General features: G+C 67.5%; 19 protein-coding genes. 4 read left to right on the forward strand and 15 right to left on the reverse strand.

Translation table 11 applies throughout. The annotated features are described in order from the left end of the window. Nucleotides 1-56: 56 nt before the first annotated feature. Nucleotides 57-866 (forward strand): SAM-dependent methyltransferase, encoded by an 810-nt coding sequence (locus tag FXF68_RS31110; RefSeq protein ID WP_148765497.1) that lies wholly within the window; start codon nt 57-59, stop codon nt 864-866. On the opposite strand, the gene FXF68_RS31115 is transcribed toward FXF68_RS31110, so the two are convergent. The 4 genes from FXF68_RS31115 to FXF68_RS31130 all read right to left on the reverse strand — a co-directional run bounded on the left by FXF68_RS31115 (nt 863) and on the right by FXF68_RS31130 (nt 3,555). Next, the gene (locus tag FXF68_RS31115; RefSeq protein WP_148765499.1) at nt 863-1,705 is read right to left on the reverse strand and encodes a helix-turn-helix domain-containing protein; all 843 of its coding nucleotides are present in this window, start codon (nt 1,703-1,705) and stop codon (nt 863-865) included. The two genes, FXF68_RS31110 and FXF68_RS31115, sit on opposite strands and share 4 nt — an antisense overlap. 239 nt (nt 1,706-1,944) lie before the next feature. Then, entirely contained in the window at nt 1,945-2,367 is a 423-nt protein-coding gene (locus FXF68_RS31120; RefSeq protein WP_148765501.1) for a GntR family transcriptional regulator, read from the reverse strand. A gap of 146 nt (nt 2,368-2,513) precedes the next feature. Then, nucleotides 2,514-2,702 carry a DUF397 domain-containing protein gene (locus FXF68_RS31125; protein WP_148765503.1) on the reverse strand — a complete coding sequence of 63 codons (189 nt, stop codon included), beginning with the start codon at nt 2,700-2,702 and terminating at the stop codon, nt 2,514-2,516. Between the two features lie 10 nt (nt 2,703-2,712). After that, nucleotides 2,713-3,555 (reverse strand): helix-turn-helix domain-containing protein, encoded by an 843-nt coding sequence (locus FXF68_RS31130; protein WP_148765505.1) that lies wholly within the window; start codon nt 3,553-3,555, stop codon nt 2,713-2,715. A gap of 135 nt (nt 3,556-3,690) precedes the next feature. Here FXF68_RS31130 and FXF68_RS31135 point away from each other — a divergent pair, with 135 nt between their 5' ends. After that, entirely contained in the window at nt 3,691-4,134 is a 444-nt protein-coding gene (locus FXF68_RS31135) for an ATP-binding protein (RefSeq protein ID WP_246179048.1), read from the forward strand. 265 nt (nt 4,135-4,399) lie between these two features. On the opposite strand, the gene FXF68_RS31140 is transcribed toward FXF68_RS31135, so the two are convergent. From FXF68_RS31140 to FXF68_RS31175, 8 genes are all read right to left on the reverse strand, one after another. Further along, nucleotides 4,400-4,891, reverse strand: coding sequence for a hypothetical protein (locus FXF68_RS31140; RefSeq protein WP_148765507.1), 492 nt, complete (start codon nt 4,889-4,891; stop codon nt 4,400-4,402). A 455-nt stretch (nt 4,892-5,346) separates the two neighbouring features. Continuing rightward, a complete protein-coding gene (locus FXF68_RS31145; RefSeq protein ID WP_148765509.1) occupies nt 5,347-5,697 on the reverse strand; it encodes a hypothetical protein in 351 nt (116 codons plus the stop codon). Nucleotides 5,698-5,767: 70 nt separating this feature from the next. Next, nucleotides 5,768-6,637, reverse strand: coding sequence for a C1 family peptidase (locus FXF68_RS31150; protein WP_148765511.1), 870 nt, complete (start codon nt 6,635-6,637; stop codon nt 5,768-5,770). 470 nt (nt 6,638-7,107) lie between these two features. Then, nucleotides 7,108-8,067, reverse strand: a complete 960-nt coding sequence (locus FXF68_RS31155; protein ID WP_187438185.1) for a glycoside hydrolase family 25 protein — start codon at nt 8,065-8,067, stop codon at nt 7,108-7,110. A gap of 26 nt (nt 8,068-8,093) precedes the next feature. Then, a complete protein-coding gene (locus FXF68_RS31160) occupies nt 8,094-8,339 on the reverse strand; it encodes a hypothetical protein (protein WP_148765515.1) in 246 nt (81 codons plus the stop codon). A gap of 4 nt (nt 8,340-8,343) precedes the next feature. Further along, nucleotides 8,344-8,580 (reverse strand): hypothetical protein, encoded by a 237-nt coding sequence (locus FXF68_RS31165; protein WP_148765517.1) that lies wholly within the window; start codon nt 8,578-8,580, stop codon nt 8,344-8,346. Nucleotides 8,581-8,697: 117 nt separating this feature from the next. Further along, nucleotides 8,698-9,609: a hypothetical protein gene (locus FXF68_RS31170; protein WP_148765519.1), complete on the reverse strand. Its 912-nt coding sequence runs from the start codon at nt 9,607-9,609 to the stop codon at nt 8,698-8,700. Nucleotides 9,610-9,613: 4 nt separating this feature from the next. Further along, nucleotides 9,614-10,660 (reverse strand): hypothetical protein, encoded by a 1,047-nt coding sequence (locus FXF68_RS31175; protein ID WP_148765521.1) that lies wholly within the window; start codon nt 10,658-10,660, stop codon nt 9,614-9,616. A gap of 41 nt (nt 10,661-10,701) precedes the next feature. Between FXF68_RS31175 and FXF68_RS31180 the strand changes: the two genes are divergently transcribed. Beyond that, complete coding sequence (locus FXF68_RS31180; RefSeq protein WP_148765523.1) at nt 10,702-10,956, forward strand: hypothetical protein; 255 nt, start codon at nt 10,702-10,704, stop codon at nt 10,954-10,956. Here the strand turns inward: FXF68_RS31180 and FXF68_RS31185 are convergent. Genes FXF68_RS31185 through FXF68_RS31195 form a run of 3 tightly spaced genes read right to left on the reverse strand, consistent with a single transcriptional unit; the run spans nt 10,951 to nt 13,395 of the window. After that, nucleotides 10,951-11,898, reverse strand: coding sequence for a glycoside hydrolase family 26 protein (locus tag FXF68_RS31185; protein ID WP_148765525.1), 948 nt, complete (start codon nt 11,896-11,898; stop codon nt 10,951-10,953). The genes FXF68_RS31180 and FXF68_RS31185 overlap by 6 nt on opposite strands. Before the next feature lie 10 nt (nt 11,899-11,908). Further along, nucleotides 11,909-12,445 (reverse strand): hypothetical protein, encoded by a 537-nt coding sequence (locus FXF68_RS31190; protein ID WP_148765527.1) that lies wholly within the window; start codon nt 12,443-12,445, stop codon nt 11,909-11,911. Continuing rightward, the gene (locus tag FXF68_RS31195; protein ID WP_148765529.1) at nt 12,445-13,395 is read right to left on the reverse strand and encodes a hypothetical protein; all 951 of its coding nucleotides are present in this window, start codon (nt 13,393-13,395) and stop codon (nt 12,445-12,447) included. The genes FXF68_RS31190 and FXF68_RS31195 overlap by 1 nt, the downstream gene beginning before the upstream one ends. A gap of 31 nt (nt 13,396-13,426) precedes the next feature. On the opposite strand from FXF68_RS31195, the gene FXF68_RS31200 reads away from it, so the two are divergent. Continuing rightward, complete coding sequence (locus FXF68_RS31200) at nt 13,427-13,744, forward strand: DUF6221 family protein (protein WP_148765531.1); 318 nt, start codon at nt 13,427-13,429, stop codon at nt 13,742-13,744. The last annotated feature ends 2 nt before the right edge of the window (nt 13,745-13,746 follow it).

Consider the following 13,746-nt stretch of genomic DNA (forward strand, 5'->3'; position numbering starts at 1 on the left):
CCATGACCGCATAAGGTCATTGATCGGGCACTCTGCGGCATGTCACGATCGTGTGCATGCCCGACGCCACCCCACCCCCCGGAGTCGACACCACCCGCCCCTCCCCCGCCCGCCTGTACGACTGGGCTCTCGGTGGACGCGACAACTACCAGGTCGACCGAGAAGCGGGCGCCGCCGCGCTCGCAGTCGTGCCGGGGCTCAGGGAGACCGCCGTCTACAACCGGGCGTGGTTGAAGCGCGTCGTCCGCTACATGTGCGAGCAGGGCATCCGGCAGTTCATCGACATCGGTTCGGGCCTACCGACTGCGGAGAACGTCCACCAGGTCGCGCAGCGGCACCACCCGGACGCGCGCGTGGTGTACGTCGACAATGATCCGAGTGTCCACGTGCACGCCAGGGCGCTCCTGGACGACACGGACCAGGCCGGGCAGACGGCGTTCGTCCTGGCCGATGTCCGCGCCCCGAACACGATCATGGCCACGGCCGAGGTCGACCGGCTGATCGACCTGTCCCAACCTGTTGGGCTGATCATCGCGGCCGTGCTGCATTTCGTCGGCGGCAACGATGACCCCGCCGACCTGGTCGCGCGGTTGACCGGGCCGCTCAGCCCAGGCGGGTACGTCGCAATCTCCCACGCCACCACGGAAGGCGCGTCACCGGAGGCCCTCGCCGCGGTGGATGCGGTGTTCCGGAACGCTTCGGAGTACCAGTACGTACGGTCGCGTGACGAGATCGAGCGGATCCTGAACGCCGTGCCCCGCGGGTTGATGATGGACCCGGGGCTCGTCCCGGTGCATGAATGGCGCCCTGACGAGCGCGTCCCGGAGCCGCCGATGGCGCTGCTCGGTGCCGTGCTGCGCCTCTAGTGGGCCTTTGCCGCGATCTCGGCGAGGCGGCGCCGGGACTCTTTGACCGGCAACGCTGATGGCAGGATCGCCTCCCACAGGTTGACGAAGGGCGTCACCTGGTTGGGGTCCTCTCTCCAGGTCTCGCCGCCGGCGGAGGGGATGTAGACGACCTCGGGGTCGATCACGTTCTCGAAACTGAGGTGAGCGAACCCCGGCGGGAGGGGCCTGCGGGCCTCGAACGGGTAAATCGACAGGCGCACATTCGGTGAGGAGGCGAGTTTGGCTAGGTGGTCGAGTTGCGCGGCGTGTACGTCGGGGCCGCCGACCTGCTGCCACAGCACTCCCTCTCCGACGACCGCCCACATGGTGAGCGGGTCTGGCTCTTGGAGGAGCCGCTGCCGCTCGGTCCCCATCGCCGCTGCGGCCTCGCCCCGCGCGGGGTCTTGGTGCAGCGCCCGCGCGTAGTCGGGTGCCTGGAGAAGCGCCGGGATCTGCACGGGCGCCACGATCCGGATCAGGGACGCCTCCTGCTCAAGGCCGATGTAGATCGATTCGGCTTCGCTCAGCTTTAGCTTGTGCCTCTCCCACCACCCCCGGTTCCTACCCTCCTCTGCGTAGGTGAGGAGTTCGGCGCGGCGCTGGGGTTCGGCGTCTTCGGTGACGCCGTACGCGTCGAGGAGCTGCTCGACCAGGTGAAGCTTGGGGAGCTTCCAGTCGTTGCGCTCGATGTGCGTCAAGCTGGACGGCGTCCACCCGAGTGCGCGGGCGACCTGGTCGGCGGTCTGGCCTGTGCTCTCGCGGAGTCGTAGGAGCTCACGGCTTAGGTGGCGGCGTCGTCCGACGGGGCTGGTTCTCATGGCGGGGCCCCGAATCGTAGGTCTTTTCCTGCTGCGATCTTCAGTCTGGTGCAGGTTATAACCCCACACAAGACCGGGTTTTGAGTCTTGCAAAAAGTCAATCGGAGTGGGAGCGTGTCCTGCACGTGCACGGATGTTGCTTGACTCGTCAATAGTGGACAGCAGGTCGCGCTACCAGGCGGCCCTTGACTCAGTCGGACTCCTCGTGCACATAAGGAGCCCGACCGGAGAGCCAGGCGTCACTCCTCGCCTGGAACCTCCCCCTCGACCTCATCGGCAGGGAACACCCGATCCGGGTCCCCCTCATGGGACACCACCAACAGGAGGGTCCCCTCCAGGTAGCCGTACCGCTCTTGGTCGTCCTTGCTTGCCGACCTAGCGCGAATTCTGTCGCCTGCTTTGAGCTTCACCACGATCGCCTCCCCGCGCTCGCGGACCCTCCACGGCATGCCCCGCACGGATTCGACGTGGCCCTCAATGCGGAGTACCGCCAGAGCACGGCGGACGGTGGCCAGGCTGGTCTCGTACTCGTGGCCAAGGTCGGCTTCACTGGGTAGATTCCGGCCAGGCTCCCACTCCCCCGCGACGATCCGCCCTCGGAGAATGTCAGCAAGTTGCCGATATCTGGCCCGGTCAGATGTGAAGTCGATGCTCCGTTGCATGTGGGGCACCGTATGGAGGCCCAGACACCTCTCAGCCTAGAGTCCTCACCGCCTAGGATCCTAGGTACAGCGTGCCCTCCTTGGACTGGACAGGGCACAGAGAGGCCCCCGGCCATCACCGTGGTCGGGGGCCCCTCCTCTTCAGATCAGCGCGCGGCGTCGAGGAAGGCTCGCCACTCTGCCGGAGTGAACACCAGCGCCGAGCCTGCGGGGTCTTCCGAGTCCCGGACCGCGACGACGCCGGGAAGGTTACGGGCGACTTCGACGCACGTGTCGGCGTCCTTGCTGTGGATGCTCTTGCGCCATTGAGCGTGGGACAAGTCTGGACTGGACATGGACTGGACCTCACATGGATCGAGCGACCGCCTTGATCAGCTCAGCGGACGCATCGCTGTCGAGTGCCTGCTTATGCAGGGACTCGAACCTCACATTACAGTCCGCGACTGTTTGGGGACTTTCCAGATAAACCACGCCGTGGACACCCTCCACGTAGGCAACGTCCGGGTCAGGGGCGGGGAATTTCAACACGATGAACATGCCTTCGAGCCCGGCGTGCGCACCGGACGCGGTCTCCAGGATCTGAAGTGTCACGTTCGGGCGGTGTGCCTCGCTGACGAGCCGGTACAACTGGTCACGCATCACATCCGGGCCGCCGACAGGGTTGTGGAGGATCTGCTCGCTGAGCACGACGTGCAGACTCGCTGGGCTGCTCGGACGAGTCAGGAGCAACTGGCGTTGGACCCGCGCGCGCACCCGGCGTTCGACATCCTCATCATCGGTGTGCGCGATCCGCATGATCTCAGTCGCATACTCCGGGGTCTGGAGCAGGCCAGGAACGACCTGCGGCGCCCAGCCGAGCACGGTGTGGGCGGCATCTTCGAGCGCGACGTAAGGGCCGTGAAGGACGTCGGTGTAGTCGTTCCACCAGCCGCGCCGGTCGACCTCGCGTGCGAGTGCGAGGAGTTCGTCGCGCTGCGGGCGCCGAACCCCGTAGAGGTCGAGGAGCAATTCGACGTCGCGCTCGGAGGGGCGATTGCGGCCGGATTCGATGTGGGAGACCTTGCCTTGGCTCCAGCCGAGGCTGGCTGCGGCGGCGCCGACTCGGATGTCAGCGGCCTCGCGGGCTTCTCGGAGTCGGCGTCCAAGGCTGCGGGCTCTGACGGACGGGATGTATGGCGGGGATGTCATGGTTCCAGTGTTCCTGTGCTGGTCGTTACTGCGGAGATAGATGGCCGTAATCAGCCAAGGTCATCGCTAATGATTCCTTGCATTCCGTAATGATTACGGTAGAGACTGCTTGCACGACACGTCCACTCACAGGTGGTGATCCTCGGTGGTTACGGACCGGGCTTCGACGGCACACCGCGACGACCACCCGTCGACGTGACCACCACCATGGACCTCGCGATCGCTCCCCTACAGATCACCTCGGCCGCGAAGGTCCCCGCCGCCCGCCGCAAGATCCGGAACTTCGCCGCCTCCGTCGTCAGCGCCGACGCAGCAGACGACGTCGAGCTGATGGTGTCCGAGGCGATGGCCAACGCGCTCATCCATGGTCTCGGCGGCGCCCTCGTCACGGTCATCGTGACCGAAAAGGCCCTGCGAGTGGAGGTCCGTGACCACGGCCCAGGATTCATCATCGCTGGCCGTGTCGATCACGGGCGCGGGCTCGCGATCATCAATGCGCTCGCCCCGCGGTGGAAATCCGACGCCGACGAGCGTGGAACGTGCCTGTGGTTCGAGGTCGACCGGGAGGTTGGCCTGTGAGCGTGGACGCGCCTCACACCCCGTGCAGCACCCTGCTCGGGGCGCGTCCACCCCTGGGGGGGAGGGTGCGTGGCCGGGCGCGAAGCCGCCCTGCAGCCCGGTCACGCATCCCCTCAGCACAAAGTGTGGGGGCGTCCCCGCGCCCTCCGTGGGACCGGAACGGTCCCGTGGTAACGCCCCGGCCGGGTCACGGCAGTGCCAGCTTCGACCCGGCCGGGGCCCACATCTTCAGCCAGCGCCGCGCCAATGACAAGAGGCGATCTGCTCAGGGCCAGTGCCTAGGTGAGGCGACGAACCCGATCGACTCGGCCCGACTAAACGCGGGCCCGCCACCTTCCCGCCGCTCCCGACCAACCGGGATCCACTGCTGCACCACGTCCTCGTCCGCACCTGCCTCGCGGAGAAGGTCCGCAGCGATCAGGTGATGCTCGGGGTGCGAGTCAGGCGCAAACCCGATCAGGATCCCGGCGACCTCACCGAGCAGATCGACCCGGAACTCCTCGGCCGGAGGATGCAGCGAGCCACGCCGTGGCTTTGCCCGGACGGTCGCGATCTCCCGCAGCTCCGCGACCCTCTTCTTCCGCTCGTCTTCGGTGGGCGTCCGCCCTCCGTGCCGAGTCGCTACAGCGAACAGACTCGCCGTGATTAGCCGGTCCGGGTCTTGGTGATGCGCCATAGACCGCGAGGCTAGAACAGACATTCGAGATAATCCAGCAAGAGTGCGGCTGAGCAGGGCAAGAGGCGCGAAGATGTCCATGACTGGCACGGTAGACGGCGACCTGTGCTCAGCACGGCCGAGCGCCAACCTGTGGATAACACGGTGAAAGACTGCCGCCGCTATGAAGACGTGGGGCTGCCGAGTGGACGCGAGATCCTCTTCCAGGTCTCCTCGTCCCTGCAGGGGTTCGCAACTGCGAGAACGCTAGGCATGACCCCGGTGCCATCCTCTCCTGCGAGGGTTCGTAACAGGTTGTGCCCGTGGTCGGGCCACCGCGCTACCTCGTCCTCATCGCCCCTACGAGGGTTCGCAACTCACCGCCCGGCTTGCCCCGCCGTCCCAGAGCAGATCCTCATCGGCTCTACAGGGTTCACAACGACCAGAGCGGGAGCAGCAGCGGGGCGACACCCGTGGTTCCGCAAACACGACAAAAACGCCCTGCCTCCATTCGCCGAAGCGAAGGAGACAGGGCGTTCGCATGCCGGTCGGGCCTACTACGACGAGCCCGCTTTCACCGCCGGAGCGGGCGTCACGTTCTGCCGCAGCAGCAGCGCCAGCACGATGCTCGCGAACGCGACACTCTGACCGATCTGCTCAGGAGAGAAATCCAGCTTGAACGCGGCGAGCGCGGCCATCACCGAAGCCAGCGCCCCGGTCAGCGTGGACACCACGATCGGGCGAGTCATCACCGCAGTCACTGCCGCTGCGAGCGCCGTAGTGATCACGGTGACGGCGTCGACCTGCCCGTCAGAGAACGGCAGCCCGAACGACACGAGAAGAGCGACAGCAGCGTTGACCACGTAGGCAATCACGGCAGGCTCGGCTCGGAACCCGAGGATCTTCATGGGGCATACCTCCCGGCATGCTGAAAGGGGCCCGCCGGGCGGCAGGCCGCGCTGGTTAGAGGACCCGCGGTTAGAGATCCCGGGTCTGGAGCCACTGCCTCATCGAGCGAGCCAGCGCCACATCTGCTTCATCAGGGCGAGGAGCCGGTCCAGGAGGGACGGGCCCCGAGTCGGGGTCGGGTCGAAAGGGATTGGCATCACCGGTGAGCGCGCTCATCGCCTCACCGAGCCCGTATAGGTCCACCCCGAGCGGCGACAGGTTGGTCGTGTCGTTGATCCATTCGGGGACGACGGCGATCCACGCCTCGTCCACGGCCCGGCGCCACACTGCCCAGGACATGCGGATGACCTGGCCCCACGTCACAACGTCCAGGCCGTCCGCGTCGTAGCCGACCGCGACGACCGCGTGCCCGCCGAGGGACCGCCCGCCGGTGCGGGTCCAGCCGAGCCCGGCGTTGAAGTCGTCCATGAGTCGCTCGGTCACGGTCATCCCGACGCCGACCGCGCCGAACGTGTGGATAGCGGTCTTCACCTCGGCGACGTCAGACGGCTCAACCTCGGCGAACGCGAGCGCCTTGTGCCCAGCGATGCCGGTCTTGCGCCAGTCGGCGTACACGTCCTGGAGGACCGCGCCGCGGTCCGTGTCCGGACGGCCGGGGCGGTAGCCCGACACCCGCGAGTACGCCGCGAGGACGTCGTCGTCCGTCACGGTCACGGTCTCGCCGTCGCCGTACGTGCTCGTGTTCTGGATGTTGTGGCTGACCATCGCGGCGGTGCAGTCGCCGATCTCGTCGTTCAAGAACATCGGCCAGCCGGTGACCTTGGAATACCAGTCCACCGACGCCAGCGGCGCGGGCGCCGCAGTGAGGAACGGACGCAGCTTCAGCCGCGGCTTGGTGCGGACCGGCGCGAGCCGACCACCCTGAAACGTGACGGGCAACGTGGCCCCCAAAACGTGAAAGCCCGGCCTGAAGGCCGGGCACTTGAGATCTTGATGGCCGACTTCAAGTCAGGAGCCGGTTTGTTTAGAACCGCAGGTCAGCGCATTTGACGGCCAATTGATAGGCCGCTACTTGTTGCGCCGTGTCATACGGGTCAGTCGACGGCGAGGTCGTACGCCGCGCACGCCAACTCCGCGGCCTCAGCAAGGCGTTCCAACGCGGCGTCTTTCGCCTTACCGGCTGGTAGGCGAACCACCCACTCCATTCCGATCGCGAGACACGTCCCTCGCACATGCGCGTGCTCGGCAGGCTGCTCCATGTCGGACAGGGCAGCGAACCGGTGCATGACATCGTCGAGGGTGATCGGAGGGGCCTTCCAAAGAGCGGCCCGTGCGCGGGCCGTGGGAGCTTTCGAGGGGATCATCCCAAGATACCGGGCGACACCGACAATCCCCCGCGACCAGCGAGGCTACTCGGCGAGGCGGCCCTGGATCTCGTCCACGACCTGCCGCGCGAGGTCCGCGGGCAGCGCCGTCACAACCGCTGCAGCGATCGCCGCCGGCGCCAGACCCGCGAGCACTCCACGCACGATCGCGTCCTCATCCACGTCCGGCACCTGCTTGCCCAGCGCCGCGACCATCAGCGCCACGTTCCGGATCTGCTGGTTGGTGTCAGTCAGCAGCCACGCCGCGCGCACCTTCGGATTCGTCTTGTCGCCCGTCGGGTTGTCGAGGATCCCATCGGTCTGCCAGACCACCTCAGCGTCGGTCTTGGTGAGCGCCATGTCTTCCTCCCCGAGGGCCAGCGCCCTCAACTGATCGAGCGTGCCGCGGTAGGCGTTGACGTCGCACTGCCCGGAGATGCCGGACACGGTGCCGCTGGATGAGAACTGCAGGATGCTGATCGGCTCACCGCCGAACGTCGACCACCACGTCGAGGGCGCCTTGCCGTACAGCGCCGCTGGTGAGCCGGAGCCGGTGACGTAGTGGGACTGCCAGATCGTGTCGAAGAAGCTCAGATCGGGGCGTCCGGTCTGTTCCCAGTACCAGCGCGGGTAGTAGCCGATCACCGGGTGCCCACCGGTCCTGGCCTTGAACTCCTTCACCCACTCCCGCGCCGTCGCGGCGTCCGCGCCGGACGCTTCCACATCCAACGCGACGGCGAACCTCGACACATCCCCTGCCTTGGACAAGAAGAACCGGGCCTGCGCCGCGCCGTTCCCGCCGTGCAGGAAGTGGTACGCGCCCGGGAGGAAACCGTCGCCGAGCGCGAGCATCCCCGCCCGGTTATGGGCCCACGTCGGGTTGGTGTAGTTCGTGGACTGTGTGACCTTGGAGAACGCGAATCGGATCCCGGCGTGGAACACCGACGCCCAGTTCGGGTTGCCCTGATACGACGCGACGTCGACACCGTAGATGGGACCGGCCACTGCTGCTCCTCTCGCGACGAGTGGCATCAGACGCAGCCCAGATCAACACGGAGCTCATGGATCTGCGCTTGGATCACGCGACCCCGCTCCGTCGTCGCCGGCGCCTGCGGCTGATCCAGCGAAGCCAGCAGCGCGCACCACCGCTGGTCTGACTGCCGCTGCTCGCGGTTGGTGTAGAACACGCTGCTGCCCGCGATGAACACCGCCACGACCAACACGATCACTAGTGACCACCACGCCCGGAACGCGCCCGTCTGCGTCAGCACGCTCATCCCTTCACGACGCAGTGGACGATGATGAAGGCGGCAGCGGAGAAGGTGGCTGCTCCGGAGGCGGCGGTGGCAGTGACCCGGTGCCGCCACCGCCATGCCTGGCCAAGAACCACGCGCCGCTGAGTCCGGGGAATGAGATCAGGGCCATGTAGAGCAGCAGCAGCTCCACGGACGGCTTGTCCTTCAGCGCCTCCCACACAAACGCGGTGCTGGGCAGCACGATCAACGCCAGGTCTCGCACGACCTTCACCCAGTCCCGGCCACGCCACACGCGCTCACCTCGTTCTCTCTCGGATCGGAGCGGCGGCGAACCGCTGGACATCAACATCGGTTAGCGGTGTCCCGTTCAAGACCTCGCCTACACCTCTCCCTGTGTGGCGACGGACAGGCCGGCCTCCTGCAGCACACCGTCGGACAACACCTTGATCCCTGTCGGAGGGCGCTGCCCTGGCGCCGCCGGTACCTCCAGCGACACCTGTGCAATGCGCACCGCGCCGACCGTCGCCGCTGGTACCTCGAAGGCGACCTGCGAGATCCTGACCAGAGGCGCGTCGCTTGGGTTCGGCACCTCGAACGACACCTGCGAGATCCGCACCGCTGGCGGACCGGACGGCGTGTACTTGTAGGTCGCGACCGCCGCCGCGTACGTGCTGGCTGAGGACAGGCCGAGCGTGCCCTCCTGCGTCCCGGTCGCGGAGACATAGCGGTGAGCGACGAGCAGCGCCCGGTCGCCGCTGCCTGCGGTCGTCTCGACCTTCGGACCGGCGGCCCATCCGCTCGGGACAGTGACGGTCCGGCCGCTGCCGAAAGCGAAGACGGCGACCACCAGTTCGTTCGCCTGGGTGGTCGCAGCCGTGACGCCCGTCGACAGGCTGGCCGAGGAGCCAGGCGCGTTGCTGGCCGTCTTATCCAACGGCGTGGTGTTGACCTCGCTGTGCGCGTCGGCCTGCGCCGCCCACCGGCCGCGGGCGGCGCCGGAGATCGTGACGGTGATCGTGTCGCCGGTCAGCAGCGCCGTCGTGACCCGCGCACGCAGGCCGCCGACGGCAACCGTCGTGCCCGCAGCGACCGACATGTCCGGCGTGGTGCTCCAGGAGTTGCCGCGCGAGTCCGTCACCGACGCGATCGTGGGCACACCGCCCGCCGCCGCGTCCCAGGCGATGCCGAGCAGGACCGTCGAGCCGACGGGCGCGCCCGCCGACAGCGTGATGGTGATGCTGCTGCTCGTGGTGGACAGCGTCGCAGTGCCGATGGTGCCGAGGTGCGCCATCGGATCAGCTCACCGTCGGGGTGAACCGCACCCGCAGGTCGGTGTAATCGACGATCGAATTCGCCTGCGTGCTCGTCAGCGTGTGCGAGAACGCGGTGAAGGTGCCCGAGAGGGTGTCCGTCCAGGACGCGCGGACGGTGCCGCCCTCGCGAACCTCGACCAGGACCGTGGCGGCAGTGGCACCGGCGACAAACTGCTGCCGGTAGCGGATCGTGTGGCCGGAGCTCGACAGCGGGTCGACGAGCGCGGAGAACTTCTCCTCGGTGTAGCCGCCGTTCTGGACCTCAACGCACGAGGTGTCCGCGTTCGCGGCGAGCCGGGTGGCGAGGCTCTCACCCGCACCCAGGGCGGGGATGGCCGTGGCGAGGCTGGAGGAGACATCGGACGCAGGCCGAGCAGTCTGCGTGCTGCTCGCCGGGGTGATCGCCAGCGTCCACGTCACGGCCTTGACGGAGGCGGCCCCGGCGACGAGGGACTCTCCACCGTAGCTGCCTACTGTGGGCGCGGGCTTGTCCTGGATCGTGACGGTGACGTGGCCGCTGGTGTTGACGTTGTCGATCACGTCTAGCTGCTTGGTGTACCCGGACGGGGTGTTCCAGGACTGCACGGCCGAGTCGGACTGGACACCGATGATGACGATCTGCCGGTTGGTGCCGGTCGTGTCGACAGCCGGGGTCGCGTGCGAGGCGGCGCTGACGTTCTCGACGCGGACGTCCCAGTCGTCGACCGAGGCGGACGGGTCGCCGCCTGACCAGGAGGCGAAGCCGACACCGCTCTTGCCGAGCGCCGAGGTGGGGAGCGTGACGGTGGATCCCTGATCCCCTGGCTGTGCGACGCGCAGGTAAAGGGCGGCGTAGAGGTTGCTGACGTCGCGGCCGTCCTTGAGGGTCCAGCCAGACGGCGTCGTCCAGTCTTTGGCGGGGTCGCCGCCGTTGTTCAAGCCGCCTGCGATGCACATGAGGTCCCCGGCCTGGATGGATCCGGGGATCGTGATCGTTGCCGATCCGGAGGTAGGGGTGGTGGACGTGGCCGCCCGGAAAGCGATCGTCAAGGGACAGGCTCCTTTCAGGGCAGGGGCGCATACTGGACGGCATGGATGCCACGCCGGGAACCGCTTGGGTCGACACAGGGCTGCCGCACGTTCGGGTCTTCGCGTCCGCCGATTCCGAGTCGGCGCTGACCTGCAACGAGTGCGGGCGGCCCGTGGGCGGGGAGGCGTTCGTCACGGACCACAACAGCGGCACCGTGACCGCCACACACGAGCGCTGCTTGCCCGAAGAGGAGCACCAGGAGGCGGTGATGGCGCACCACTTGAGCCGCCTGGAGAAGCGGCTCAGCGACTCATAGCAGGTAGGCGTTGACGTCGGTGAAGTACGCCTGCGAAATCGTCTTCGCCTTCGCCTGCATCGACGGGTCGCTCCCCGGCGTAGGGAGCACGCCGCCCGTGGAGTTGGAGAACCAGCAGAAATAGGCCGCCCTGCTGCGCCCGCCGCCCGCCGACGTCGCCCCTGCGTAATCCGCCTGAGCCTGCATCCAGGCAGTGTCCGCTGTCGTTGCACACCCGACCTCAGCGATCCCCCACGGGATGCCCTTGCTCGTCGCGAAGTCGACGGCCGGTTTCCACAGCGTGGAGCCGCTGCCGGTGTTGGAGTAGCCGTCCACACCGTAGCAGTCCACATAGCCCGCGCCCGGCCAGAGGTCGGAGTAGGTACTGCCCGCCTTCGGCTGCTGCCCGGACCACGCCTCCAGGATCTGCGTGGTGTAGACGTGCGCCTTGCCCACCGACTTCACGACCTGGCAGAAACGCCGGAACGCCGGAAGGTATTGCGCGAGGGTGAACTGGCTCTTACGAATCTTGCCGTCCGGCTCATGCCAGCAGGTCAACCAGCACACGTGTGTGTCCGGGATCGACTGCACGAACGCGCGGATCGCAGAGTCCAGCGTCCCGGCGGCGAGCTGCCCGAGGTCCGGCTTGCAGCTCCACACGGATGCCCGCTTGTTGACGTCAATGCCTGCGACGCTCGCAGCAAATGTTGCCGGGAGCGCGGTGTCGTAAGACCGGCGGACGGTGAAAGGCCCGGCAGCCTGGTCGAGAGCAGGGAAGTCGCTGCCGGACAGGCTCGTCCCGGCCGCGCCAACGAGCATCGCGTTCCGGTTGCCCGTGCCTGGGTCGCCGCCTCCGGGGGTGCCGCCGTTGCCGCTGCCCGCGGTCGGCGGGATGATCGCTGGGCCACCCGCGAGCGGCAGCAGCCGACCGCCCGACAGCACATACACCTTCGCTGCGGGCATCAGGCGCCCATCACGCGGCCGAGGTGTTGACCCACAGGTCACCCTCCTCCATATACGGGGTGCCTGCTGTCGGCACCGACGGGCCGACCCACTGGAACAGGCGCGAGTCCCCGGCCGGGCGCTGTGGCCACGACGACGTCGCCGCGTTATAGACGACCATGCCGCCCGAGTTCTGCACCATCGTGGTCAGTGCCGTCACCGTTGTGGTGAGGTCTGCGACCGCCGACTGCAACTCGACGACATCACCGCCCAGATCCGTCGGGGTCAGCCGGTAGCGGATCCCGCCGCCCGCGTCCGCCCACAGCTCGCCGATGCCGTCCGGGCCCTGAAACTGCGGGATCGTCCCCTTGGGGAGGGTGCTGCCGTCGCCCGTGACGACCTCGGTGATCGGTGTCCCGGCCGCGTCCAACAGGTCGGTGTACTGCGTCCCGCCAGCCGCCGCATTCCAGAGCGTGACGGTCACGCTTCCCGCGAGGACAACCCCGTCCCCCGCATCGACGGAGAACGTCCAGTCGCTGGGGCTCTGCCCGAACCAGTGCCGCGCCATCAGTCGCCTCCGCGCAGATAGGTGAAGGTGAACCGGATGTACTCACCGGTGCCGACGCCCTGCCACAGGTGCCGCAGATTGACCGTGCCGTTGGTCTCGAAATCCATGCGACCGTTGTTGTCGCCGGTGACGTGGACGAAGCAGTACTTGTGCTGATCGACAGGCCGCAGAGAAGTAGGCAACGTCGTGATCACTGTCGAGCCGCCCTCAGGGACCGCACTGCCGGTCCGGCGAAGATTCATGGTGATCTCCACCCAGCCGTTCAAGCAGCGCCCAGAGTTCGCTCCGTCCGCCGCCCACCCCGACGTCAAGGACAGGGCAACCGTGCCGGAGTTGGAGTACAGGGTGCGGCGGGCAGTGCCGTCCCACCCGAACCAGCCACGCGCAGTGGCGTCGAAGCCGATCTCGCCGAGCTTCGGGTAGAGCATGTCCGCGGCTTTCAGCCATGCCCGCACCCGGGACCCCACCCGATGCCCGTCGGTGTACACGTCCCCGGCGTTGATCGTCGCGGCGCCGCTGCCCACGGTGACCACCGAGCTGGGCATCTGCCACACCCCGGTCGTGCCCTCGTCGCGGGTCACCGGCGGGACGCCCGCGCCCGGAGACCCCTCGACGATGGCGGCGCGTACCTCCCACGTCGAGCGGTCCAGTTCCAGGACCACTCGGTCATAGCGGGTAGCGCCCGACGAGTTCGGGGTGATCGACAGGCTGACGTCGGTTCCGCCGCTGTGGTACGCGAACCCGCGTACGGATGCGTACTTGTCGGCGCGGACCTTTACTGTCATGCCTGAACTGTCGGCGTAGACGGGGCCGCCAGCGGTGTCGAGGTAGACCCCGTTGGGGTCCATGTACCAGCCGTCCTCGGTAAAGTGTGCGGCCTCCTGCTCGAACTCGGCCTCAGTGACCGCGCCGCCGTTGTAGGTCGATACGGGCCAGGATGCTTCGGCCACACGTCCTCCCGTCGAGGGGCACAATGGTGGAATGGATCTGGTGGAGTTCCTGCGGCAGCGGCTAAGGGAGGACGAGGCGGCAGCCAAGTCGTGGCTGCCGTTCGGCAATCCGGACACGGCAGCACGCGCCCACCCGGCCCGCCACAACCCCGGGCGGGTGCTGCGCGAGGTCGAGGCAAAGCGACGGTTGATCGAGCGATATGAGCGCGCGGCGACCATTCCTGCGTCAATCTCCGGCTTCGTGCGCGGCCAGGACGACGGATACCGGCAAGGTTGTCTCGACGCGATCCACGACGCCGCAGCGGTGTACGCCGAACACCCCGACTATCAGGCGGAGTGGAAGCCCTAGCC

It is taken from the genome of Actinomadura decatromicini (assembly GCF_008121305.1).
GTDB lineage: Bacteria > Actinomycetota > Actinomycetes > Streptosporangiales > Streptosporangiaceae > Spirillospora > Spirillospora syzygii.

Bases quoted from the DNA above. Each gene is read 5' to 3' on its own strand.
- FXF68_RS31160 (WP_148765515.1), bottom strand. From the start codon at position 8,339: ATGAGCGTGCTGACGCAGACGGGCGCGTTCCGGGCGTGGTGGTCACTA.
- FXF68_RS31125 (WP_148765503.1), bottom strand. From the start codon at position 2,702: ATGTCCAGTCCAGACTTGTCCCACGCTCAATGGCGCAAGAGCATCCAC.
- FXF68_RS31130 (WP_148765505.1), bottom strand. From the start codon at position 3,555: ATGACATCCCCGCCATACATCCCGTCCGTCAGAGCCCGCAGCCTTGGA.
- FXF68_RS31170 (WP_148765519.1), bottom strand. From the start codon at position 9,609: ATGGCGCACCTCGGCACCATCGGCACTGCGACGCTGTCCACCACGAGC.
- FXF68_RS31115 (WP_148765499.1), bottom strand. From the start codon at position 1,705: ATGAGAACCAGCCCCGTCGGACGACGCCGCCACCTAAGCCGTGAGCTC.
- FXF68_RS31145 (WP_148765509.1), bottom strand. From the start codon at position 5,697: ATGAAGATCCTCGGGTTCCGAGCCGAGCCTGCCGTGATTGCCTACGTG.
- FXF68_RS31190 (WP_148765527.1), bottom strand. From the start codon at position 12,445: ATGGCGCGGCACTGGTTCGGGCAGAGCCCCAGCGACTGGACGTTCTCC.
- FXF68_RS31200 (WP_148765531.1), top strand. From the start codon at position 13,427: ATGGATCTGGTGGAGTTCCTGCGGCAGCGGCTAAGGGAGGACGAGGCG.
- FXF68_RS31185 (WP_148765525.1), bottom strand. From the start codon at position 11,898: ATGCCCGCAGCGAAGGTGTATGTGCTGTCGGGCGGTCGGCTGCTGCCG.
- FXF68_RS31120 (WP_148765501.1), bottom strand. From the start codon at position 2,367: ATGCAACGGAGCATCGACTTCACATCTGACCGGGCCAGATATCGGCAA.
- FXF68_RS31110 (WP_148765497.1), top strand. From the start codon at position 57: ATGCCCGACGCCACCCCACCCCCCGGAGTCGACACCACCCGCCCCTCC.
- FXF68_RS31180 (WP_148765523.1), top strand. From the start codon at position 10,702: ATGGATGCCACGCCGGGAACCGCTTGGGTCGACACAGGGCTGCCGCAC.
- FXF68_RS31140 (WP_148765507.1), bottom strand. From the start codon at position 4,891: ATGGACATCTTCGCGCCTCTTGCCCTGCTCAGCCGCACTCTTGCTGGA.